18 protein-coding genes are annotated in these 17,842 nt (G+C 36.6%); all 18 read left to right on the forward strand.

The window, feature by feature from the left end; genetic code table 11:
• Position 1 precedes the first annotated feature (1 nt).
• Positions 2-595: a hypothetical protein gene (locus IPJ53_14850; GenBank protein ID MBK7800378.1), complete on the forward strand. Its 594-nt coding sequence runs from the start codon at positions 2-4 to the stop codon at positions 593-595.
• A 5-nt stretch (positions 596-600) separates the two neighbouring features.
• Positions 601-1,071, forward strand: coding sequence for a peptidase M15A (locus IPJ53_14855; protein MBK7800379.1), 471 nt, complete (start codon positions 601-603; stop codon positions 1,069-1,071).
• A gap of 1 nt (position 1,072) precedes the next feature.
• A complete protein-coding gene (locus IPJ53_14860; GenBank protein MBK7800380.1) occupies positions 1,073-1,975 on the forward strand; it encodes a cysteine protease in 903 nt (300 codons plus the stop codon).
• 9 nt (positions 1,976-1,984) lie between these two features.
• On the forward strand, positions 1,985-3,739 hold the full coding sequence (locus IPJ53_14865; GenBank protein MBK7800381.1) for a S8/S53 family peptidase: 1,755 nt from the start codon (positions 1,985-1,987) through the stop codon (positions 3,737-3,739).
• Positions 3,740-3,750: 11 nt separating this feature from the next.
• Positions 3,751-4,437 carry a hypothetical protein gene (locus IPJ53_14870; GenBank protein ID MBK7800382.1) on the forward strand — a complete coding sequence of 229 codons (687 nt, stop codon included), beginning with the start codon at positions 3,751-3,753 and terminating at the stop codon, positions 4,435-4,437.
• 15 nt (positions 4,438-4,452) lie between these two features.
• A complete protein-coding gene (locus IPJ53_14875; GenBank protein ID MBK7800383.1) occupies positions 4,453-5,280 on the forward strand; it encodes a caspase family protein in 828 nt (275 codons plus the stop codon).
• A gap of 2 nt (positions 5,281-5,282) precedes the next feature.
• A complete protein-coding gene (locus IPJ53_14880; protein ID MBK7800384.1) occupies positions 5,283-6,224 on the forward strand; it encodes a DNA/RNA non-specific endonuclease in 942 nt (313 codons plus the stop codon).
• A 198-nt stretch (positions 6,225-6,422) separates the two neighbouring features.
• The gene (locus IPJ53_14885; GenBank protein ID MBK7800385.1) at positions 6,423-7,067 is read left to right on the forward strand and encodes a hypothetical protein; all 645 of its coding nucleotides are present in this window, start codon (positions 6,423-6,425) and stop codon (positions 7,065-7,067) included.
• 21 nt (positions 7,068-7,088) lie between these two features.
• Positions 7,089-7,733, forward strand: a complete 645-nt coding sequence (locus IPJ53_14890; GenBank protein MBK7800386.1) for a hypothetical protein — start codon at positions 7,089-7,091, stop codon at positions 7,731-7,733.
• A complete protein-coding gene (locus tag IPJ53_14895) occupies positions 7,715-8,503 on the forward strand; it encodes a hypothetical protein (protein ID MBK7800387.1) in 789 nt (262 codons plus the stop codon). The genes IPJ53_14890 and IPJ53_14895 overlap by 19 nt, the downstream gene beginning before the upstream one ends.
• The gene (locus IPJ53_14900; protein MBK7800388.1) at positions 8,496-9,149 is read left to right on the forward strand and encodes a response regulator transcription factor; all 654 of its coding nucleotides are present in this window, start codon (positions 8,496-8,498) and stop codon (positions 9,147-9,149) included. The genes IPJ53_14895 and IPJ53_14900 overlap by 8 nt, the downstream gene beginning before the upstream one ends.
• A 231-nt stretch (positions 9,150-9,380) precedes the next feature.
• Entirely contained in the window at positions 9,381-10,247 is an 867-nt protein-coding gene (locus tag IPJ53_14905) for a caspase family protein (protein ID MBK7800389.1), read from the forward strand.
• Positions 10,248-10,808: 561 nt separating this feature from the next.
• Positions 10,809-11,858 carry a PAS domain-containing sensor histidine kinase gene (locus IPJ53_14910; GenBank protein MBK7800390.1) on the forward strand — a complete coding sequence of 350 codons (1,050 nt, stop codon included), beginning with the start codon at positions 10,809-10,811 and terminating at the stop codon, positions 11,856-11,858.
• Positions 11,851-12,528 (forward strand): response regulator transcription factor, encoded by a 678-nt coding sequence (locus tag IPJ53_14915; protein ID MBK7800391.1) that lies wholly within the window; start codon positions 11,851-11,853, stop codon positions 12,526-12,528. The genes IPJ53_14910 and IPJ53_14915 overlap by 8 nt, the downstream gene beginning before the upstream one ends.
• Positions 12,529-12,729: 201 nt before the next feature.
• Positions 12,730-14,685 (forward strand): KUP/HAK/KT family potassium transporter, encoded by a 1,956-nt coding sequence (locus IPJ53_14920; GenBank protein ID MBK7800392.1) that lies wholly within the window; start codon positions 12,730-12,732, stop codon positions 14,683-14,685.
• A gap of 9 nt (positions 14,686-14,694) precedes the next feature.
• On the forward strand, positions 14,695-14,994 hold the full coding sequence (locus tag IPJ53_14925; protein ID MBK7800393.1) for a hypothetical protein: 300 nt from the start codon (positions 14,695-14,697) through the stop codon (positions 14,992-14,994).
• Entirely contained in the window at positions 14,987-16,099 is a 1,113-nt protein-coding gene (locus IPJ53_14930; protein ID MBK7800394.1) for a porin, read from the forward strand. The genes IPJ53_14925 and IPJ53_14930 overlap by 8 nt, the downstream gene beginning before the upstream one ends.
• A 272-nt stretch (positions 16,100-16,371) precedes the next feature.
• A complete protein-coding gene (locus IPJ53_14935; GenBank protein ID MBK7800395.1) occupies positions 16,372-17,841 on the forward strand; it encodes a sodium:solute symporter in 1,470 nt (489 codons plus the stop codon).
• The last annotated feature ends 1 nt before the right edge of the window (position 17,842 follow it).

The following is a 17,842-nucleotide window of genomic DNA, read 5'->3' on the forward strand; positions in this document are numbered from 1 at the left end:
TATGTTCAGAACATTTCATTTTGGAGAATTAAAGTCATTAGAGCTATTATACGAACAGCTAAAAAAATGTTATGAATTATATCAGGTTCATGATAGTTCATTGGCGGACTATTTGAAATTATTATTAAAAGAATCTCAACGTCATTTCAATCAAAGAGGAATAAAATCAGATGAAGGTAAAATTCTCTCGTTGGAAGCGGAATTAACTACATCAGAAAGAGGAATTCATCCATATACTTTGCATTTAGTCAGTACCGGAAAAAGAAAAATGGAGGAAATGGTACAATATAAGATCCTTCAGGAATTGGAAGAAATATTCAGAATAAAATTACAAAACCATCAGTTACAATTGCAAACTTCCTATACATTATGTCAACAAATTATCACCCTGGCTTTGAATAGTAATTTCGTGTCTGAAACGGAAATAATGACCGCCATAAACCAGCACAATACGGAAGGTCTGTGGAAGAAAATATTTCAACACAACGAGTTGTTGCCTTCTTGCCGGGTACTTGTGAATCAGGTAAGCGAGCCGGACATTTTACTCCTAATTCAAGAAGTTGCAGAGAATCTAATACAACTTAATCAAAAATAATATATATGAAACTTAGTGAAAATTTTAGTCTGGAAGAGATGCTGGCAAGCGAAACGGCCGCCCGGATGGGAATTTCGGAACAATACGAACCCTCAACCTTAATTATAAATAATTTAAAGAGCTTGTGCCAAATCATCCTCCAGCCTATTCGAGAACAAATTCAAACCGGTATTCACATCAGCAGTGGTTTCAGATGCAATAGATTAAATACCAAAGTAGGCGGAGCAAAAAACAGTATGCATCTTTTTGGGATGGCTGCAGACTTCATCGCAACAGATAAATATGATGTAGATCAATTATTCAAATTTGTAGCAAAGGGTAATCTGCCATTTGATCAGATCATCCATGAATTCGGCAGGTGGGTTCACATATCCTACGATCCCTATTTAGCAATCCCAAGACGGGAAATTCTGAAGGCTTACAAAAATAAAGCAGGAAAAACTGTCTACGAATTTGTCAAACCAAATAATATATAATATGTATAAACAAACCTATGGGTGGCTTCCGGATTATCCCGACCTGCGCGATAAATATTTTGACACAACAGCCAAAAATGATAAATCTTACCTGCAAGCGTCAGATAAGCAATCTATTGTGCACCTGATAAAAGAAGTGGAAAATAAAAATAAGTCTAGCCAAAATAATATACCTAAAGTGGTAGATCATTTACACCGATATTTTCCTAAGATAGAAGACCAGGGTGACTTCAACAGTTGCACCGCTCATGCCGCTTGTGCTCTGGTAGATTATTTTGAAAAACGTATTTCCGGTGAATGTGATCCTAAATCAAGATTGTTCCTATATAAAGCTACACGTAATTTATTACAAATCAAAGAAGACGTAGGTGCTTTTAACAGGATAACCATGAAAGCGATGGTATTGTTTGGGATACCTCCTGAAAGATACTGGCCATTTGAAAAACAAAATCTCAATCGTGAGCCAGACGCATTTTGTTATGCCTATGCTTCCAATTTTCAGGCCATCCAATATTATCGGTTGGATAAATATGCTATGAAGCCTAGTTTGCTCATCATGGAGATTAAAAGGAATTTAACCTTAGGACTTCCGCTAATGTTTGGGCTGACGTTATACTCCAATATAGAAGAATGCCAACATGGAATCATATGCTACCCATCTGAAAAAAGAAAAAGAATAGGAGGTCATGCTTTGGTTGCACTTGGATTTGATGATCACAAATCCATTGTAAATGACAATGGTATCAAAACAACGGGTGCTTTTCATGTACGCAATTGTTGGGGTGAATCCTGGGGAGAAAGTGGGTATGGGTGGTTGCCATATGAATACATCATTCAGGGCATGACGAAAGATTGGTGGAGTATCATAAAACATGAATGGATAAATAATAAACTTTTTGAATAAACTGATACAATGAAAAATAAATTCCAAAACATTGAGCTATTGGTCAACATGGGAACCGGCTCAAGGTCATTGAACAAATCCGCATTTCTGAAGACATTGTCAGATGAAGGCATTCAATTTGAAACTAAAGATTTTTGTGCGCATGAAAAGAAAATAAAACAAAAAAAAGAAATAAAATCTTCTAGGACAAAGGAAAATTTAGATCAATTTGAAAATGATCAAAGATTTATGTTTAAATCCAATGTTCAGGATCATGAAATAAATCCATGGGATTTAGCACATAAATTGAAACACTCCATGAAATCAGTCACATGCTTTGTGGAACCTGATACGGTTTCAGAATTCGTCATTCAAAGAAAAATCAACGATAATGAAGAACCATCCCACCGATCCATTGGAAAGCAGAATGATGGAAATTTTGACGCAGACTGGTTGCCTCACGCGAATACCATCTGGCACTTGGATGATGCCCATTCACAACTCATGTCGGCCAGAAAAGAAGCAGAGCAATTAAATTCAGATAAATTAGTCAGGATTGGGCATCTGGACACAGGATATGATCCGGTTCATCCCCAACTTCCGCCAAGACTTAATACAAAACTTCAAAGAAACTTTATTCTAGGGGAAACACCAACTTCAGCTGTAGATCCTTTGAATAAAGCAGTTTTATATATGCCTGGGCACGGTACAGGCACATTGGGTATTTTAGCCGGAGGTAAATTTGTGGGTAATGGATTTAACGATAAAATAGGAGGTGCACCCTTTGCCGAAATAATCCCTTGCAGAATAAGCAACACCGTAGTGCTAATAAAAACCAGTGAATTTGCACAAGCCCTTAATTATTTATCAGCACTTCACAAATCTGGTGAAATGGTTCACATCGTTTCCATGAGCATGGGCGGTGCTCCAAGTCAGGCATGGGCAGATGCTGTAAATGAAGCCTATGAATCAGGTATCTTAATGGTCTCTGCAGCCGGCAACAATTACAATGGACTCCCCATTAGAAAATTGGTTTATCCTGCAAGGTTTGAAAGAGTCATTGCTGCTTGCGGAGCAACTTTTGAAGATGCCCCATATTATCACAAGAAAATTGGGGAAATGCAAGGTAATTACGGCCCACCAAAATCGATGAACTATGCATTGGCTGCTTACACGCCCAACACGCCATGGGCTGTCTCGGTAAACAAATCACTTAGTTTCAGTGGTGCCGGGACTTCTTCTGCAACTCCCCAAATTGCTGCAGCTGCAGCATGCTATCTTAAGAAGTATTACGAAGAAATTACTGCTCTGCCGGAACCCTGGATGCGTGTTGAGGCAGTTCGAAATGCATTGTACACATCAGCTGCTAAAAAAGTAAATTCTGTACCTGAAGAAAATGATTACCGCTCATATTTTGGTAATGGAATTTTAAGAGCTTCTGACGCATTAAAAATTACTGTACCAAAAAAAGGTAAAAATTTAATCAAGGCAAAAGATGCAGATGTAGGCTGGTTCCCAATTTTGTCCACCATATTCAGATCCGTAGAATCCGTTACCGCTGCACCCGATGCCCAAGGACTCAATATGCTAAATATTGAACTGGCACAAATTTCATACTCCAATGCAGAAATGAACAAATTGATGAACAATGATGAAATTGACTTCTATAATTTGAGCAAAAAAAAGAAAAAACAACTAATGGAATTTCTGATCTGCATACCGGAATCATCTATGACCTTAAAATCATTTCTTAAAAATAATTACAAATCAATTATCTCCATCTAATTCTAAATTGTATGAAAAGTGTACTCATCAAACTTATGGACGGCCTTCCGTTATTTGAAATAATACTCATGTTCTCAGGATTTCTGGTATTGATTGTTCTTTTGATAATGCTAGTTTTTCTAATTTACAAAAACCGAAAATATACACCTATATTTTATGGATTTACTATTCCAATCATCATGATGGGCTGGTCAAGTATAAAATCCATTGAAATAAACGGAATTATTAAAGCAATGAAAACTCAGGTAGCAGAAACTATTCAACATCCAACAGAAGATAATTTTCAAAAATTAGATTCTCTCAATAAAATTTCCAACGAATACAAATTTAAATCTCCTGAAAACAATTTGCTTCTGGTTAAAACCAATATTCTGTTGTCGAATCCACAAAAAGCAGAGGAAGACTTGAATAAAATAAATCCTACAAAAATAAATCAAAAAGAATTGCAAGAATTAAAATCAACTATTGAGAACATCAAAAATACAGAAGCGCTCATTTCTCAATCCACCGCCTCTCCGGATGACACTACACTCACAGCCGGATTAGAAAAGAATGTCAGCGAACTAAAAGATTCAAAACTGCCTACCAGAAATTCCAAAATCATTATTCAAAGAGCAGAAATTAAGTTAAATCAATTGGAGTTGAGAAAAATTCAACTCCGGGATTCAAAAAATAAAAACAAAAAACCAGTAAAATAAAAAATTCAAATCAATATGAACAAAGCACTGTTAGTAGGAATTAACCAATACGATTTACAGCCATTAAAGGGATGTGTAAATGATATTCAGGACATGTCTGAATTTCTTATTGAAAAATGCGAATTTCAACATAAGGAAATTCGAAAACTGACTGACTTCAGAGCCACTAAAGCAGCCATACTCAAGAGACTCAAATGGTTAATAAAAGGTGCTTCTGCAGGTGATCGCATTTACTTTCATTACAGTGGACATGGCACGCAAGTTGCCTCAAGATCTGAAGACGACGAAATAGATGGAATGGATGAATTAATATGTCCGGTAGATTTTAGTTTCAATGGAGAATCAGGTATAGAAAATGGAATTCTTGACAATGAATTGCATAAAATATTCAAAGAGATACCAAAAGGCGTACATTTCATATGGGTTTCAGACTGCTGTTGTTCAGGAACGCTCACAAGGGCCATCAGAAGAAATAACAATCGTCAAAGCAGATACCTAGTCCCTCCGGAGGATCTTGCATGGAGAAATGAGACCGCCATGATAACTGGAAAAAAAATTACAAAAATTGGCAAATCTGTAAACAAATTAAATGTGGCATTTCTCTCTGCTTGTAAAGATCATCAGGAAGCAGATGACGATCTATTTGAAAATGGGTATAATGGAGCCCTCACATACTTTTTACTTAACATTTTAAAGACTCCAAAAGGGCATACACAGAATTTTAATCAAATACACAAGTCGGTACAAAATAAATTGGTAAAGGCAGGATACTCGCAAAGCCCTATGGTGGATGGATCAAAAGATCTGCTGGAAAAAACTTTTTTCAATCAAAACCAAAAATAATTATGCCTTCAATTCTGGGTTATAGGCCAAACTTCATTTCATCTTTATTGAAAGTAAATTTACCAGTATTGAATGATGAACAAAAATCAGATTTAGTAAGTCATGATGATGAATGGGAATGGAAATACAAACACTATAGTTTGGCCATGTGTAAATCCCGCAAACTTGCATTCTATACTGCTTCAAATCTAAATGGTAAACTTTTCAAATCAGTTAAAAGAGCAAGTTTATTTCCTTCCGGAAATGATGAATGGAAAAATGATCCAAGATTTAAAAATCATCAATGGGGAGTTGAATTGTATAAAGCGCAAAAAAGTGATTTTGACAGGGGCCATCTGGTCAAAAGAGAAGATACGCAATGGGGCTATACCATAAATGATGCAAAAAATGCTGCATTGGACACCTTCCATTATTCAAATTGCGCGCCTCAATTACCCGAGCTTAACCAGAAAAAATGGGAAAATTTAGAATTCTATATCTTAAAAAAAGAAACGGTACAATACAAATTAAAAGTAAACGTATTTACCGGCCCGGTTTTGAGTTTGAGTGATCCACATTTTATAACAATCGTTGACCACCATCAAATAAAATTACCTGTTCTATTTTGGAAAGTAATCTATTATTCTGGTGATGGTAAACAGTTAAAAATTGCTGCCTTTCTGATGGGCCAGGAAACCTTGATGAGACAAAAAGGAATCATTGGAGAAGCACGTACAAGATTACTGAGTGAACATTTTCAAAATTTTGAAGATGCGGAAACCTACCAGGTCAATATAAAAACAATAGAACAACTCACTGGTTTGACTTTCCAGAATGCTTTCGAACCCTATGTTGATCCAAGACCCATGAAAATACTCATCAGCGACATTCAGGTTAAAAAAGGTCTTTCTCTGTATGAAAATCCCATGATTGATGAATTTGAGTATTCCGGAATAAGTCTTTAATGGATTGAAACGAAAATTCCAGAAGCCAGCTGATTAAGCTTACATCGGGCACAGGAAAAACACCCTATTTGCATGGGCTTTATCCCTTTTTTTATTAATTAATCCTTTGATAATCAATATTACGTGTACTATGAATCCATTATTAGTAAAAATTCATTATTTTTATAACTTAAGTTTGTCAAAACAAAACTCTAACAAATGAAAACTAAAATTCAAATCACCTTTTTCAAATGGTGCTCGCTGATCATCATTCCCCTCTTGATGCAATGTACCCCTACCACTGATCCATTACAACCACTGACACCGATTCCTGCAAATGATGTTATTCAATTGATCAAGGAATACAAAACCAAGAGGAGTGATGTTATTAACGCACATTACGATTCATTAAACACCTATGGAGAGGGCTTCTCTGATTCCAGATTTATCACTTTTGATGCGGCCACCTTAGAAAACTTCATCAGACAGATCAAATTAAAAATTGAAAACAATCACCTGGACATAAAACTTGGTGGGGTGCGCTGCTTTTACACGGTCTATCCGGATACACTCCAAGGGCCCTATTTGGGAAGAGTAAACCCATCGTACAAAAATCATCATGCAATATTAATGGTTCCCACCTTCATTAATGCCGCCGGAGATCATCAGGAGTTTGATTTTGACCAATTTGAAGATGTAGGAGGTCTCAGAAAACCAAAGGACTTGAAACTTTTATTTTCCGGAGGTGATAAAGATCAAAATCCGGCAACAAGTTTTTACTTCCTGAATATGGGAGGGCTTTGCCCACCACCATTTGCCGATTCTTGCAAATCAACCTTATTGGGACTTGCTGATGGCCTATAGAAGAAAATTATATTCTAATCCATGTCCGCGATACTAAAAGACTGCGTATTTGTATTTGAGTTTCTGGCAGCTTTTGTTGGGATCATCACCTTTTTACGAATACGCAGTTCCATTTTACTCTATCTAAGTTTAATATTACTTTTTGTTTTTGTAAGTGACTACTATGGATTTCTTAACCAAAAATCAAGTGAATTCAGTAAATTTAAATATTACAACATCGTACTCTTTCCACCTTTGGTTTTGTATATCGCCATGTATTACCATCTTTTGGCAAATCTTAAGGCAAAAATTTGGGCTTTAATCGGGAGTCTACTTTACATTGGAATTTATGCAGTGAACATTAAATTTTTACAACCAATCCATACAGAATTCCTCACATATTCCTATTGTTTTGGTTCGTTATTACTCTGTATAAATATTCTGGTCTATCTAAAAGAGTCTCTAGAAACAGACAAACTACCTATTTTGAAAGAATCGCCTTTTTTATGGATTTCCTTTGGACTCTTCACCTATTATGGAGTTAACCTCCCCTTTATTGGATTTTACAATTATCTTGCTAAAGTTTCCCAAGAATTTTTAACCATATACTTTAATTTGACATTTGTTTTATCCTGTATCATGAATTTGTTAATCTGCATAGGCCTTTTATGTTTCAAAATCAGGTAGAATTTGCAATTGTAATTGGCACCTTGATGCTTTTTATTTTATCTACCAGCCTTATTTTATTCTATTGGAAATATGTAAACAGCAGGAATCTCTTGATTAAAGAAAGAGAACACGAAATTTTTCTTCACAAACAGGCATTAATAACGGCCCAGCTGGAAATTAAAGAAGAGACACTTAGACAAGTTGGATATGAATTGCATGACAACATTGGCCAGCTAATGACTTTGGCTAAAATACATGCAAACAGTCTACACAAACTACAACCCAATGAGCATACACTGCAAACCATTAACAGCATTTCAAAAGCACTCGAAGAACTCAGAAAACTTTCTAAGTCCCTGGACTCAAACGCACTTAAAAATCTCAGTCTGGTAAATCTAATTTCTCAAATTCTTCAACAAATAGAAAAACTTGATGCAATACAATGTACAATTAATGTAGAAAACAGTGAATATGAAATAGATCATGGTGTTAAAATCATTTTATTCAGAACTACGCAGGAAATTCTTACGAACGCCCTGAAACATTCCAAAGCAGATCAAATTTGCATTAATTTAATATTTGGAGAGCATGAACTTATTCTCGAAATTAAAGACAATGGAATAGGTTTTGATCCAGCGTTAATGCCTACAGTTGAAGGAAATGGAACTGGTATAAATCATATCCAAAACAGAGTTGGAATCATTGGAGCCAAATTGCACATTGAATCTTATCCAAATAAAGGAACAAAATTCATCATCATTTACCCCACAAATCAACACCATGCATAAAATCATTCTTGTTGAAGACCATTTTTTAATGGCGCAGGCCATAAGTCAGGTAATTGAAAAAAACACTCAGTATAAAGTACTGAAAATTTGTAGAAATGGGAAAGAATTAATGCAACTTTTGACAGAGCAAAAAGTAAGTCCCGACCTTATCATGCTGGACATCAACATGCCCGTCATGAATGGATTCGAAACAGCTGAATGGCTTCAAGACGAATTTCCCAAAATTAAATTTATCACACTTACCATGAATGATGATGAAGCATCTCTGATAAAAATGTTCACACTTGGTGCAAAAGGGTATATTTTGAAAGATGCGGATGAAGATCATTTATTGGACGCCATCAGAATTGTGATAAAAGATGGGTTCTATTTTAGCGAGCACGCTTCACAGATACTTTTTGGTGCAATGAATTTCAAGCAAAATAAATTGTCCTCTGCAAAACCAGAAATCCAACTTAGAGAAAAAGAGATCGAATTATTAAAATGGTCATGTACTGAGTTAACCTATAAGGAAATTGCAGCTAAAATGAACCTCAGTCCTAAAACAATAGATGGATACCGCGAATCTCTCTTTGAAAAATTAGAATTGCACTCCAGGGTAGGTATGGCTGTATATGCCATAAGACATGGGATATTCAAAATTTAATTTCCTGGGTACTAAGAAACATAATTATTCTCGTCGCTATTAATAACTATTGCCGAAGAAATTTCACCCTAAAAATGCAGGTAAAATCCTGTAGCAATAGAAGAAATATCCCCTTGATAATGGCCCTCGTCAAATCACATCTTTGTAGTATCAATTATAATTTATTGTAGTTGTAGGGGATTCCGAAAACCTATTAGAGTAGGAAATTAAATAACTATCTAAAAATAAATTATGGCAAAAAGAGCAGTAGTGGTCGGAATAAACGACTATGCACCAATTGGTGGCGGAGGACCGGACCTTCGAGGTTGTGTTAATGATGCCAGAGACATGGCTAACACTCTGGTAATTTGTGGTTTTCCTGTTCCAAACATCAGAATCCTTACAGACAGGAATGCAACTAAAGCTAACATTTTAAATTATTTACGTTGGCTGGTTAGCACTTCTGTTCGTGGAGACTCCATAGTATTTTACTATTCAGGACATGGGACAAGAGTCACAAATGTAGGTGCTGATCTTGAAATAGAAGGATTGGATGAAGCAATTTGCCCTCATGACTTCAATACAGCAGGATTTATTACTGATGATGTGTTTAAATCCATTTTTGATACTTTGAAGCCTGGTGTGAATCTGGAGGTAATTTTTGATTGTTGCCATTCAGGAACTGGAACAAGAATTCTATTCGGACCAAACTTTGAATTAAATCGAATCGGTGTTGAGAATGATGAATATTCAGCAGTAAGAACTATTGAACCAATGTTGGAGGATGAATTTTATTATGCTTTTCATAGAGAATTCGAAACAGATGAGAATAAGAAGGCTTTACCACTTAAAAAAGCATTAGTACCTGTTTCTACATTGAATCATACTTTGTGGGCAGCATGCAAGGATAATCAAGTGAGCATGGAAGGGAATATAGGTGGATCCATAAGAGGCTATTTTACTTACCACTTTTGCCGCTGCCTTCGTTCAGTTTCAGGAAATATTACCAGAAGATTACTGGACGCACAGGTCGCAAATGCACTACATGCCATGGGTGCTGCACAAATCAACCAAACTGAATCAAAAAACACTGAGTTTGCTCAAAGGATTTTTACCTGATAGATTGGTTCATTTACTAATCATCAGCTGATAAACATCTCCCCAACTTTATAGTACCCCCAGAGTAAGTCTACTTTGTGTATTAAAATAAGGTTTTGTTTGTTGAAATAAATGCCATGAAATTCTGAACACTATTCAGTTTGTTCATGGCATTTATTAAATAATACATTCTCTGGCAAAAAAAACGCAAAATAAAACATAGACCAAAAAAGACCTTTTGGGATGACCAAACAGCGAATTAAATTATCTTGAAAGATCCGATTTATTTCCAACATCCAAAATGGTGCTTCAATTAACATAAGGATCTAAAGTATTTTAATCAATGAAAACTATTTCCCAAATTTGAAAAATAAGTATACTTTATAAGTTTTGATCCATTTAAATATTTTATTGAAACAATATCTAGTTTTAATCATCCGGAATCTCCAAATGAAAATTTAGCCTAACCTCGAGAGTACTTAAATCCTAATTCTTTATATTTTCTTTATACGGTATTGTGTATTTTTACCCATCCTAACTTCAACGAAATTGCTACCGGTCAATACCAGAAAAATTAATAAAATCAGACAACATGGGATCAGTATTGGACTTGTGTTGATCGTTTCTATAGCCTGCTTTCTATTTGTTGATCTTGTCGGTTACCGGGTAGTGGCTCTGGTTCTTCTGGTCACAGTCTCTTTACTCGCCATGCTCTTTGAAATCTCCCCGGTCTTAATCGCAGCTGTTTTGAGTGCACTTATTTGGAATTTCTTTTTCATACCGCCCATTTTTACTTTCCACGTAGATCATGCAGAAGATTTGTTGATGTTTCTCATGTATTTTCTGGTCGCCATGGTAAATGCAGTATTGACCTTCAAAATTAGGGAAGCAGAAACCATCGCAAGAGATAAAGAAGAAAAAGAAAATGCATTAAGACATTACAATGTTTTACTTAATTCGCTTTCCCACGAATTGAGAACACCCATCGCTACCATCATTGGTGCGGTGGACACCTTAAAGGAAAATAATAAACAACTAACTGAATTATCAAAAGAGGAACTATTGAACTCAATAGATTTGGCAAGCATCCGATTGAACAGACAGGTAGAGAACTTGCTCAACATGAGTCGTGTGGAGACAGGAATGTTCAAACTAAAACTTGATTGGTGTGACCTGAATGATCTCATTCATTCCATAGTCCAAAAAATCCAACCATCCTCAGTTCAGCAGCGAATACTGATTCAAACAACAGATAATTTGCCATTATTCAAAATTGACGCAGTCCTGATTGAACAAGCAATTCAGAACATCCTGCACAATGCGGTGCAGTATACCCCTGAAGGAACTCAAATCAAAATTGATTTGGCCTATCAAATTGATAAATGCATCATTATTATTTCAGATCAGGGAAAAGGATTTCCGGAAGAAGAAATTCATTTAGTATTTGATAAATTTTACCGACTGCACAACAGCCCCACAGGCGGAACAGGATTAGGATTGTCCATTGCCAAAGGATTTACAGAAGCTCATCACGGGTCTATCAAACTGGAAAACAAACCTGAAGGAGGAGCCAGATTTACCTTAGAAATTCCTGCTGAAACTTCATTTATAAACAACCTAAAAAATGAATAAAGCCGAAATTCTAATCATCGATGACGAACCGCAAATCAGAAAACTTCTGGAAATAAATCTGGAGAGTAATGGTTACAAAGTCCTACAGGCCTCAACAGGTCAGGAAGGTATTCTGATGGCTGCAAATCATCCTCCGGAACTCATTCTGCTTGACCTTGGTCTTCCCGATAAAAGTGGTCATGAAGTATTAAAAGAGATTAAAACCTGGTATAATAAATCCATCATCATTCTCTCTGTCCTGGACGATGAATCCAATATTGTAACTGCTTTGGACAATGGAGCAACTGACTATCTGACCAAGCCATTCAGAACCGGAGAACTCCTTGCTCGGATCAGATGCTGTATCAGAAAAAATGGACCTGAAGAAAATCACAGCAGCATACAAGCAGGAGATTTATCGATTGATCTGGTAGCCAGAATAGTAAAGAAAAATAATATCCTGATAAAACTAACTTCAACTGAATTTAACTTGCTTGCCTTATTTGCAAAAAATGAAGGGAGGGTACTTACACATCAATATATTCTTAAAAGTATTTGGGGCGTTGCATATCAACTGGAAACACAATATCTAAGGGTGTTTGTAGCCAGCTTAAGAAAAAAAATAGAAGACAACCCTAATAATCCCAGGCATATTATCACGGAGAGTGGTGTCGGGTATCGTTTTAACTAGAGCATTACTCAACATATAAATTCTATCCAGCTATTTATATTTCTGACTAAAAATTGCAGTGCATTTAGCCAAGTAAGAAATGTGGTTTATCCTCGCTAAACTATCCTCGCTTTCTTTATAATATCTTTATGACTACCTGCCAACCTTTTATAGACCCCTTATAAGTTGCATCGGAGCTTTGGGTGTCAAATTTATAAAAGTATGTCAAAAAACAATACTCCTGGTAAGGTAACCATAGCATCTGTCTTGGTTGCACTTGGCATCATCTATGGCGATATTGGTACGAGTCCATTATATGTTCTGAAAGCCATCATTGGTGATAAGCCCATAGAAGAAATTTTAGTCCTAGGAGGTGTATCCTGCATCTTCTGGACCCTCACCTTGCAAACTACCATAAAATACATTTACCTTACCCTTAAGGCTGATAACCAGGGTGAAGGTGGTATATTTTCCTTATACGCGCTCGTCAAGCGTTATGGAAAGTGGTTGGTCATTCCGACCATATTAGGTGCCACCACCTTGTTGGCCGATGGTATCATTACCCCGCCCATTTCGGTAGCATCCGCAGTGGAAGGGCTTGGCATGATCAAAGGCTTGGAACATTTGCCAACTGTTCCTATTGTGATAGTGATACTTTCACTGTTGTTCTTTTTCCAAAGATTTGGCACACAAAAAGTAGGAAGCGCATTCGGACCTGTGATGGTTATTTGGTTTGTCATGTTATTCACGCTTGGTCTTTTTCAATTGCTAAAGCATCCTGAGATCTTACATAGTTTAAATCCTCGGTATGCATTTGAATTATTGGTGAAATACCCCCATGGATTTTGGTTGCTCGGTGCCGTCTTTCTTGCTACCACTGGAGCAGAAGCTTTGTATTCGGACCTTGGTCACTGTGGAAGAAAAAATATCAGAATCAGCTGGATGTTTGTAAAAACCTGTCTGCTGGTAAATTACCTTGGTCAGGCAGCATGGGTGTTACACCAGGATTCGGGTTTTCTCGAAGGCAGAAATCCGTTCTTCGAAATTATGCCTCTGTGGTTTCTGATGGCCGGAATCATAATAGCTACTGCTGCAACCATCATCGCTTCACAGGCACTTATCAGCGGCAGCTACACGCTGATAAATGAGGCAATGAATTTGAATTTCTGGCCCAGGGTAGCTGTACGACAACCCACCGAAACAAAAGGCCAGATCTATATTCCCAGTGTAAATTACATTCTTTGGATTGGTTGCATCCTGATGATTCTATATTTCAAATCCTCCACCCACATGGAAGCAGCCTATGGATTCAGCATCACTATTGCCATGATTATGACCACCATATTATTAAGCTTCTTCCTGTACTTCAGACTCAAATGGAATAAAATCTTGGTGTTGGGAATTCTGATTTTCTTTGGTGCTATTGAATTGTCCTTTTTTATCGCAAACGTGGCGAAAATAAAAGAAAGATGGATGTTTTTATTTTTTGAATTATTCATTTTTGCCACCATGTATATTTGGTTTTATGCCCGTAAAATAAATAACAGATTTACAAAATTCACAGACCTTGGAAAATACGTCTCCCAAATCAGAGAACTAAGCGAGGATGATGCAATTCCTAAATTTTCTACCCACCTTATTTATCTGACAAAGGCAAACAACAGGCATGAAATTGAAGAAAAAATTGTAAAATCAATATTTTCTAAAAAACCAAAGCGATCTGACGTCTATTGGTTTGTCCACATTCACCGCACTGAAAATCCATATACCCTGGATTATGATGTATCTGAATTGGTAGATGATAAAATCATCAAAGTGAACATCAACACTGGCTTCCGTATCCAACCACGCACAGAATTGTATTTTAAAAAAATCGTTCAGGATCTGGTTGCTAAAAGAGAATTGAATCTGCATGTACGTCCGGACGGCTCAACCAGATATAACAATGAACCGGATTTCAAATTTGTAGTACTCGAAAAATTCCTTTCCGTAGAAAATGAATTTACGCTGAAAGATGGCCTGCTCCTGAATTCCTATTTCTATCTCAAACATCTGGGCTTAAGTGATGAAAAGGCTTTTGGATTAGACAAATCTGATGTAGTGGTAGAACAAGTTCCCCTGGTCTATCAGACTGCCTCTAGCATTGAATTAAAAAGAATATCTGAAAATGATAATTAAAATTGGATCATGGAACCGGATTTTTCATTTACTATTTACGAAAAATATTGTTGCACTTCAAATAAAATGGTGGAAATCAAACTCCTTGATCAAAGGATTATAAAAGGGCAACTGATTGGATTATATAAAAATAACCCGAATGATAAAAACCCTTATATTGCGAAGTGGTGTTTAGCAAGTCCGGATCAAAAGTACAGCCTGGGTTTAGATTATCTGGGGTACGCCTCTGGAAAAATCATTTTGCAAGAAGAAATAGATGAAATAAAATTTATAGAAGATCAAACCATCCTTAAAAGACCTTATGACTAAAATTTTCTTACACATACTATTTTGTATACTTTACCTAACTATTGCAGTTGGCCAGGAAATATCAATTGGTACAAATGAAAATAAAGAGGAAATAAAAATAAGTGCATTTCTGGATGTTTTTTATGCTTATGATTTCAATCAACCTCAAGATGGTAAAAGACAATATTTTTTTTATAATCATAATCGGCACAATGAATTCAATTTAAATTTGGGTTATCTAAAATTGGCCTATAACAATAAAAAATTAAGAGCCAATCTGGCTTTGCAATCCGGCACATACCCTAATGACAACTATGCCTCAGAACCGGGATTATTGAAAGCATTATTTGAAGCAAATGTGGGATACGCACTGAATAGTAAAAATAACTTATGGATGGATGTTGGAATTTTCGCTTCCCATATAGGCTTCGAAAGTGCCATTTCACAGGAAAACTGGACGCTGAGCAGATCCATGTTAGCAGAAAATTCACCCTACTATCTTACAGGCGCCAAATTAACCTACAAACCAACAGCCCGCTTTGAATATATGGCTTTAATCTGCAACGGTTGGCAACACATCCAAAAAATAAAAGGCAATTCTCTCCCATCTTTTGGCACACAAATAAAATATTTTCCTAAAGAAAATATTGAATTAAACTGGAGTACTTTTATTGGAACCGATGACCCCGACTCCTCTCGCAGAATGAGATATTTCAATAACTTTTATACCAAATTCCAACTGAACAAAAGGATTGGTTTTATTGCTGGAATGGATTTAGGCATGCAACAAATCACCAAAAACAGCATGTATCATAATGCGTGGTTCAGCCCAATCCTGATCTGCAGATTTGCCTTCACCGACCATTGGGCAGCTGCATTCCGGGCAGAATATTATGAAGACCTTACCGGAATAATCATCCCACTCAACAATAATACTGCATTTGAAACTATGGGCTGGTCTTTAAATTTGGATTACAACCCTACTCCCATGATTAGTTACAGAGTGGAAGGCAGAAGTCTAAATGGTAACCATAATCTATTTACCGGGAAGAACAATAATTCAACCAGCCAAAACTTTTGTATTTTGGGATCAGTGGCTGTAAACTTTAGTAGAATGGTCCGTTGAAAAAAGTATTCATTCTACCAATGACCATGACAATTCAATTGCAAAGGAAAAATGATGGCATCCTGCTTTTGCCGGATGCCCAAGTCTAATACTATAAAATACAAGAAAGGCGGATGATGTTATATTTTATGGCCCCTTAAATTAAATAAAACGACATTGCCTTATCATCTGATTACATAATAAAGCAAGGATCTCTGAGGTGTTACAATTAGCCAGGAGAATATCCAATCACCAAGTCTTCAATTTCCCCTATTTTCGTCCAAAATTTGGACATGTCACAGGCGCTGGTATTGCTCATTGTACTGATTGGATATTTCTGTCTGTTGATTGCCATTTCTTTTTTAACAGGCAAGGACAACTCAAACGAAAGTTTCTTCAGTGCAAACCGCAATTCAAAGTGGTATCTGGTAGCGTTTGGGATGATAGGTGCTAGCCTGTCTGGGGTAACATTTATCAGCATCCCGGGAGTAGTGGGTGCAGGAGGCGTAAATCAGAATTTCAGTTACATGCAGATGGTTTGGGGCTATTTGATCGGATACATGATCATCGCAAACGTCCTCATGCCCATTTATTATCAATACAACGTCACCTCGATTTATGAATATCTCAATGAGCGACTGGGCATTCATGCCTACAAGACCGGTGCAGCGTTTTTTCTTTTGTCCCGACTGATAGGCTCCTCTTTCAGGATGTACATTGTGGCCATGGTCATGCATCAATTTATTTTTACACATTATCATTTGCCTTTCTGGCTCACTGTCCTGGTATCCATTTTCCTGATCTGGGTCTATACCTTCAGAGGGGGAATAAAGACCATCGTAATTTCTGATACGTTTCAGACCTTTTGTATGATTGGTTCACTTATACTCACCATTTATTTTTTGAGTGAAAAATTTGACACCAGTTTTTTAGGATATTTCAAAAAGGTGTTGGCATCTGATTATGGAAAGATATTTTATTTTGATGCGGGGTGGAGTGATTCCAACTACTTTTTCAAACAAGTCATTGGTGGCATGCTCATAGCTCTGGTCATGACCGGATTGGATCAGGACATGATGCAAAAAAATCTTACCTGTCGCAATCTCAAAGAAGCACAACTGAATATGTTTAGCTTTTCCATGCTGTTGTTTTTTGTCAACTTTGCTTTCCTGTCATTGGGTGCCGGTCTTTATCTTTTTGCTGCACAGGAGGGCATTGCCTTGCCTGCAAAATCTGATCAACTGTTCCCAATGATTGCATTCAATTACCTGACAGGGTTTGGATCCATATTATTTCTCCTTGGTCTGACCGCTTCCAATTACGCCAGCGCAGATTCTGCATTGGCATCACTTACAACTTCTTATTGCATTGATTTTTTAAACTTTCGGACTGTACATTGGGATGAACAGAAAAAGAAAAAAATCAGAACAATGGTGCATCTGGGATTTTCTCTTTTAATCTTTCTGGTCATCATTATATTTTATTGGCTGAACAACGATGCAGTGATTAACAAGGTGTTTCAGTTTGCCGGATACACGTATGGTCCTATATTAGGTTTGTTTAGTTTTGCCATTCTCTCCAATAGAAAAATAAAATTTCATGCCTGGTTACCGTTGATATGCATTGCCGCACCTTTACTCACTTATTTCATTAATGAAAATTCCAAATTCTGGTTTAATGGCTTCACATTTGGAAATTTATTGGTAGCGGTCAATGGCCTTATCTGCTATATAGGATTGTATTCGATCTCTTCAAAAAAATAAC

The organism is Candidatus Vicinibacter affinis, from assembly GCA_016714365.1.
In the GTDB taxonomy this organism is placed as follows: domain Bacteria; phylum Bacteroidota; class Bacteroidia; order Chitinophagales; family Saprospiraceae; genus Vicinibacter; species Vicinibacter affinis.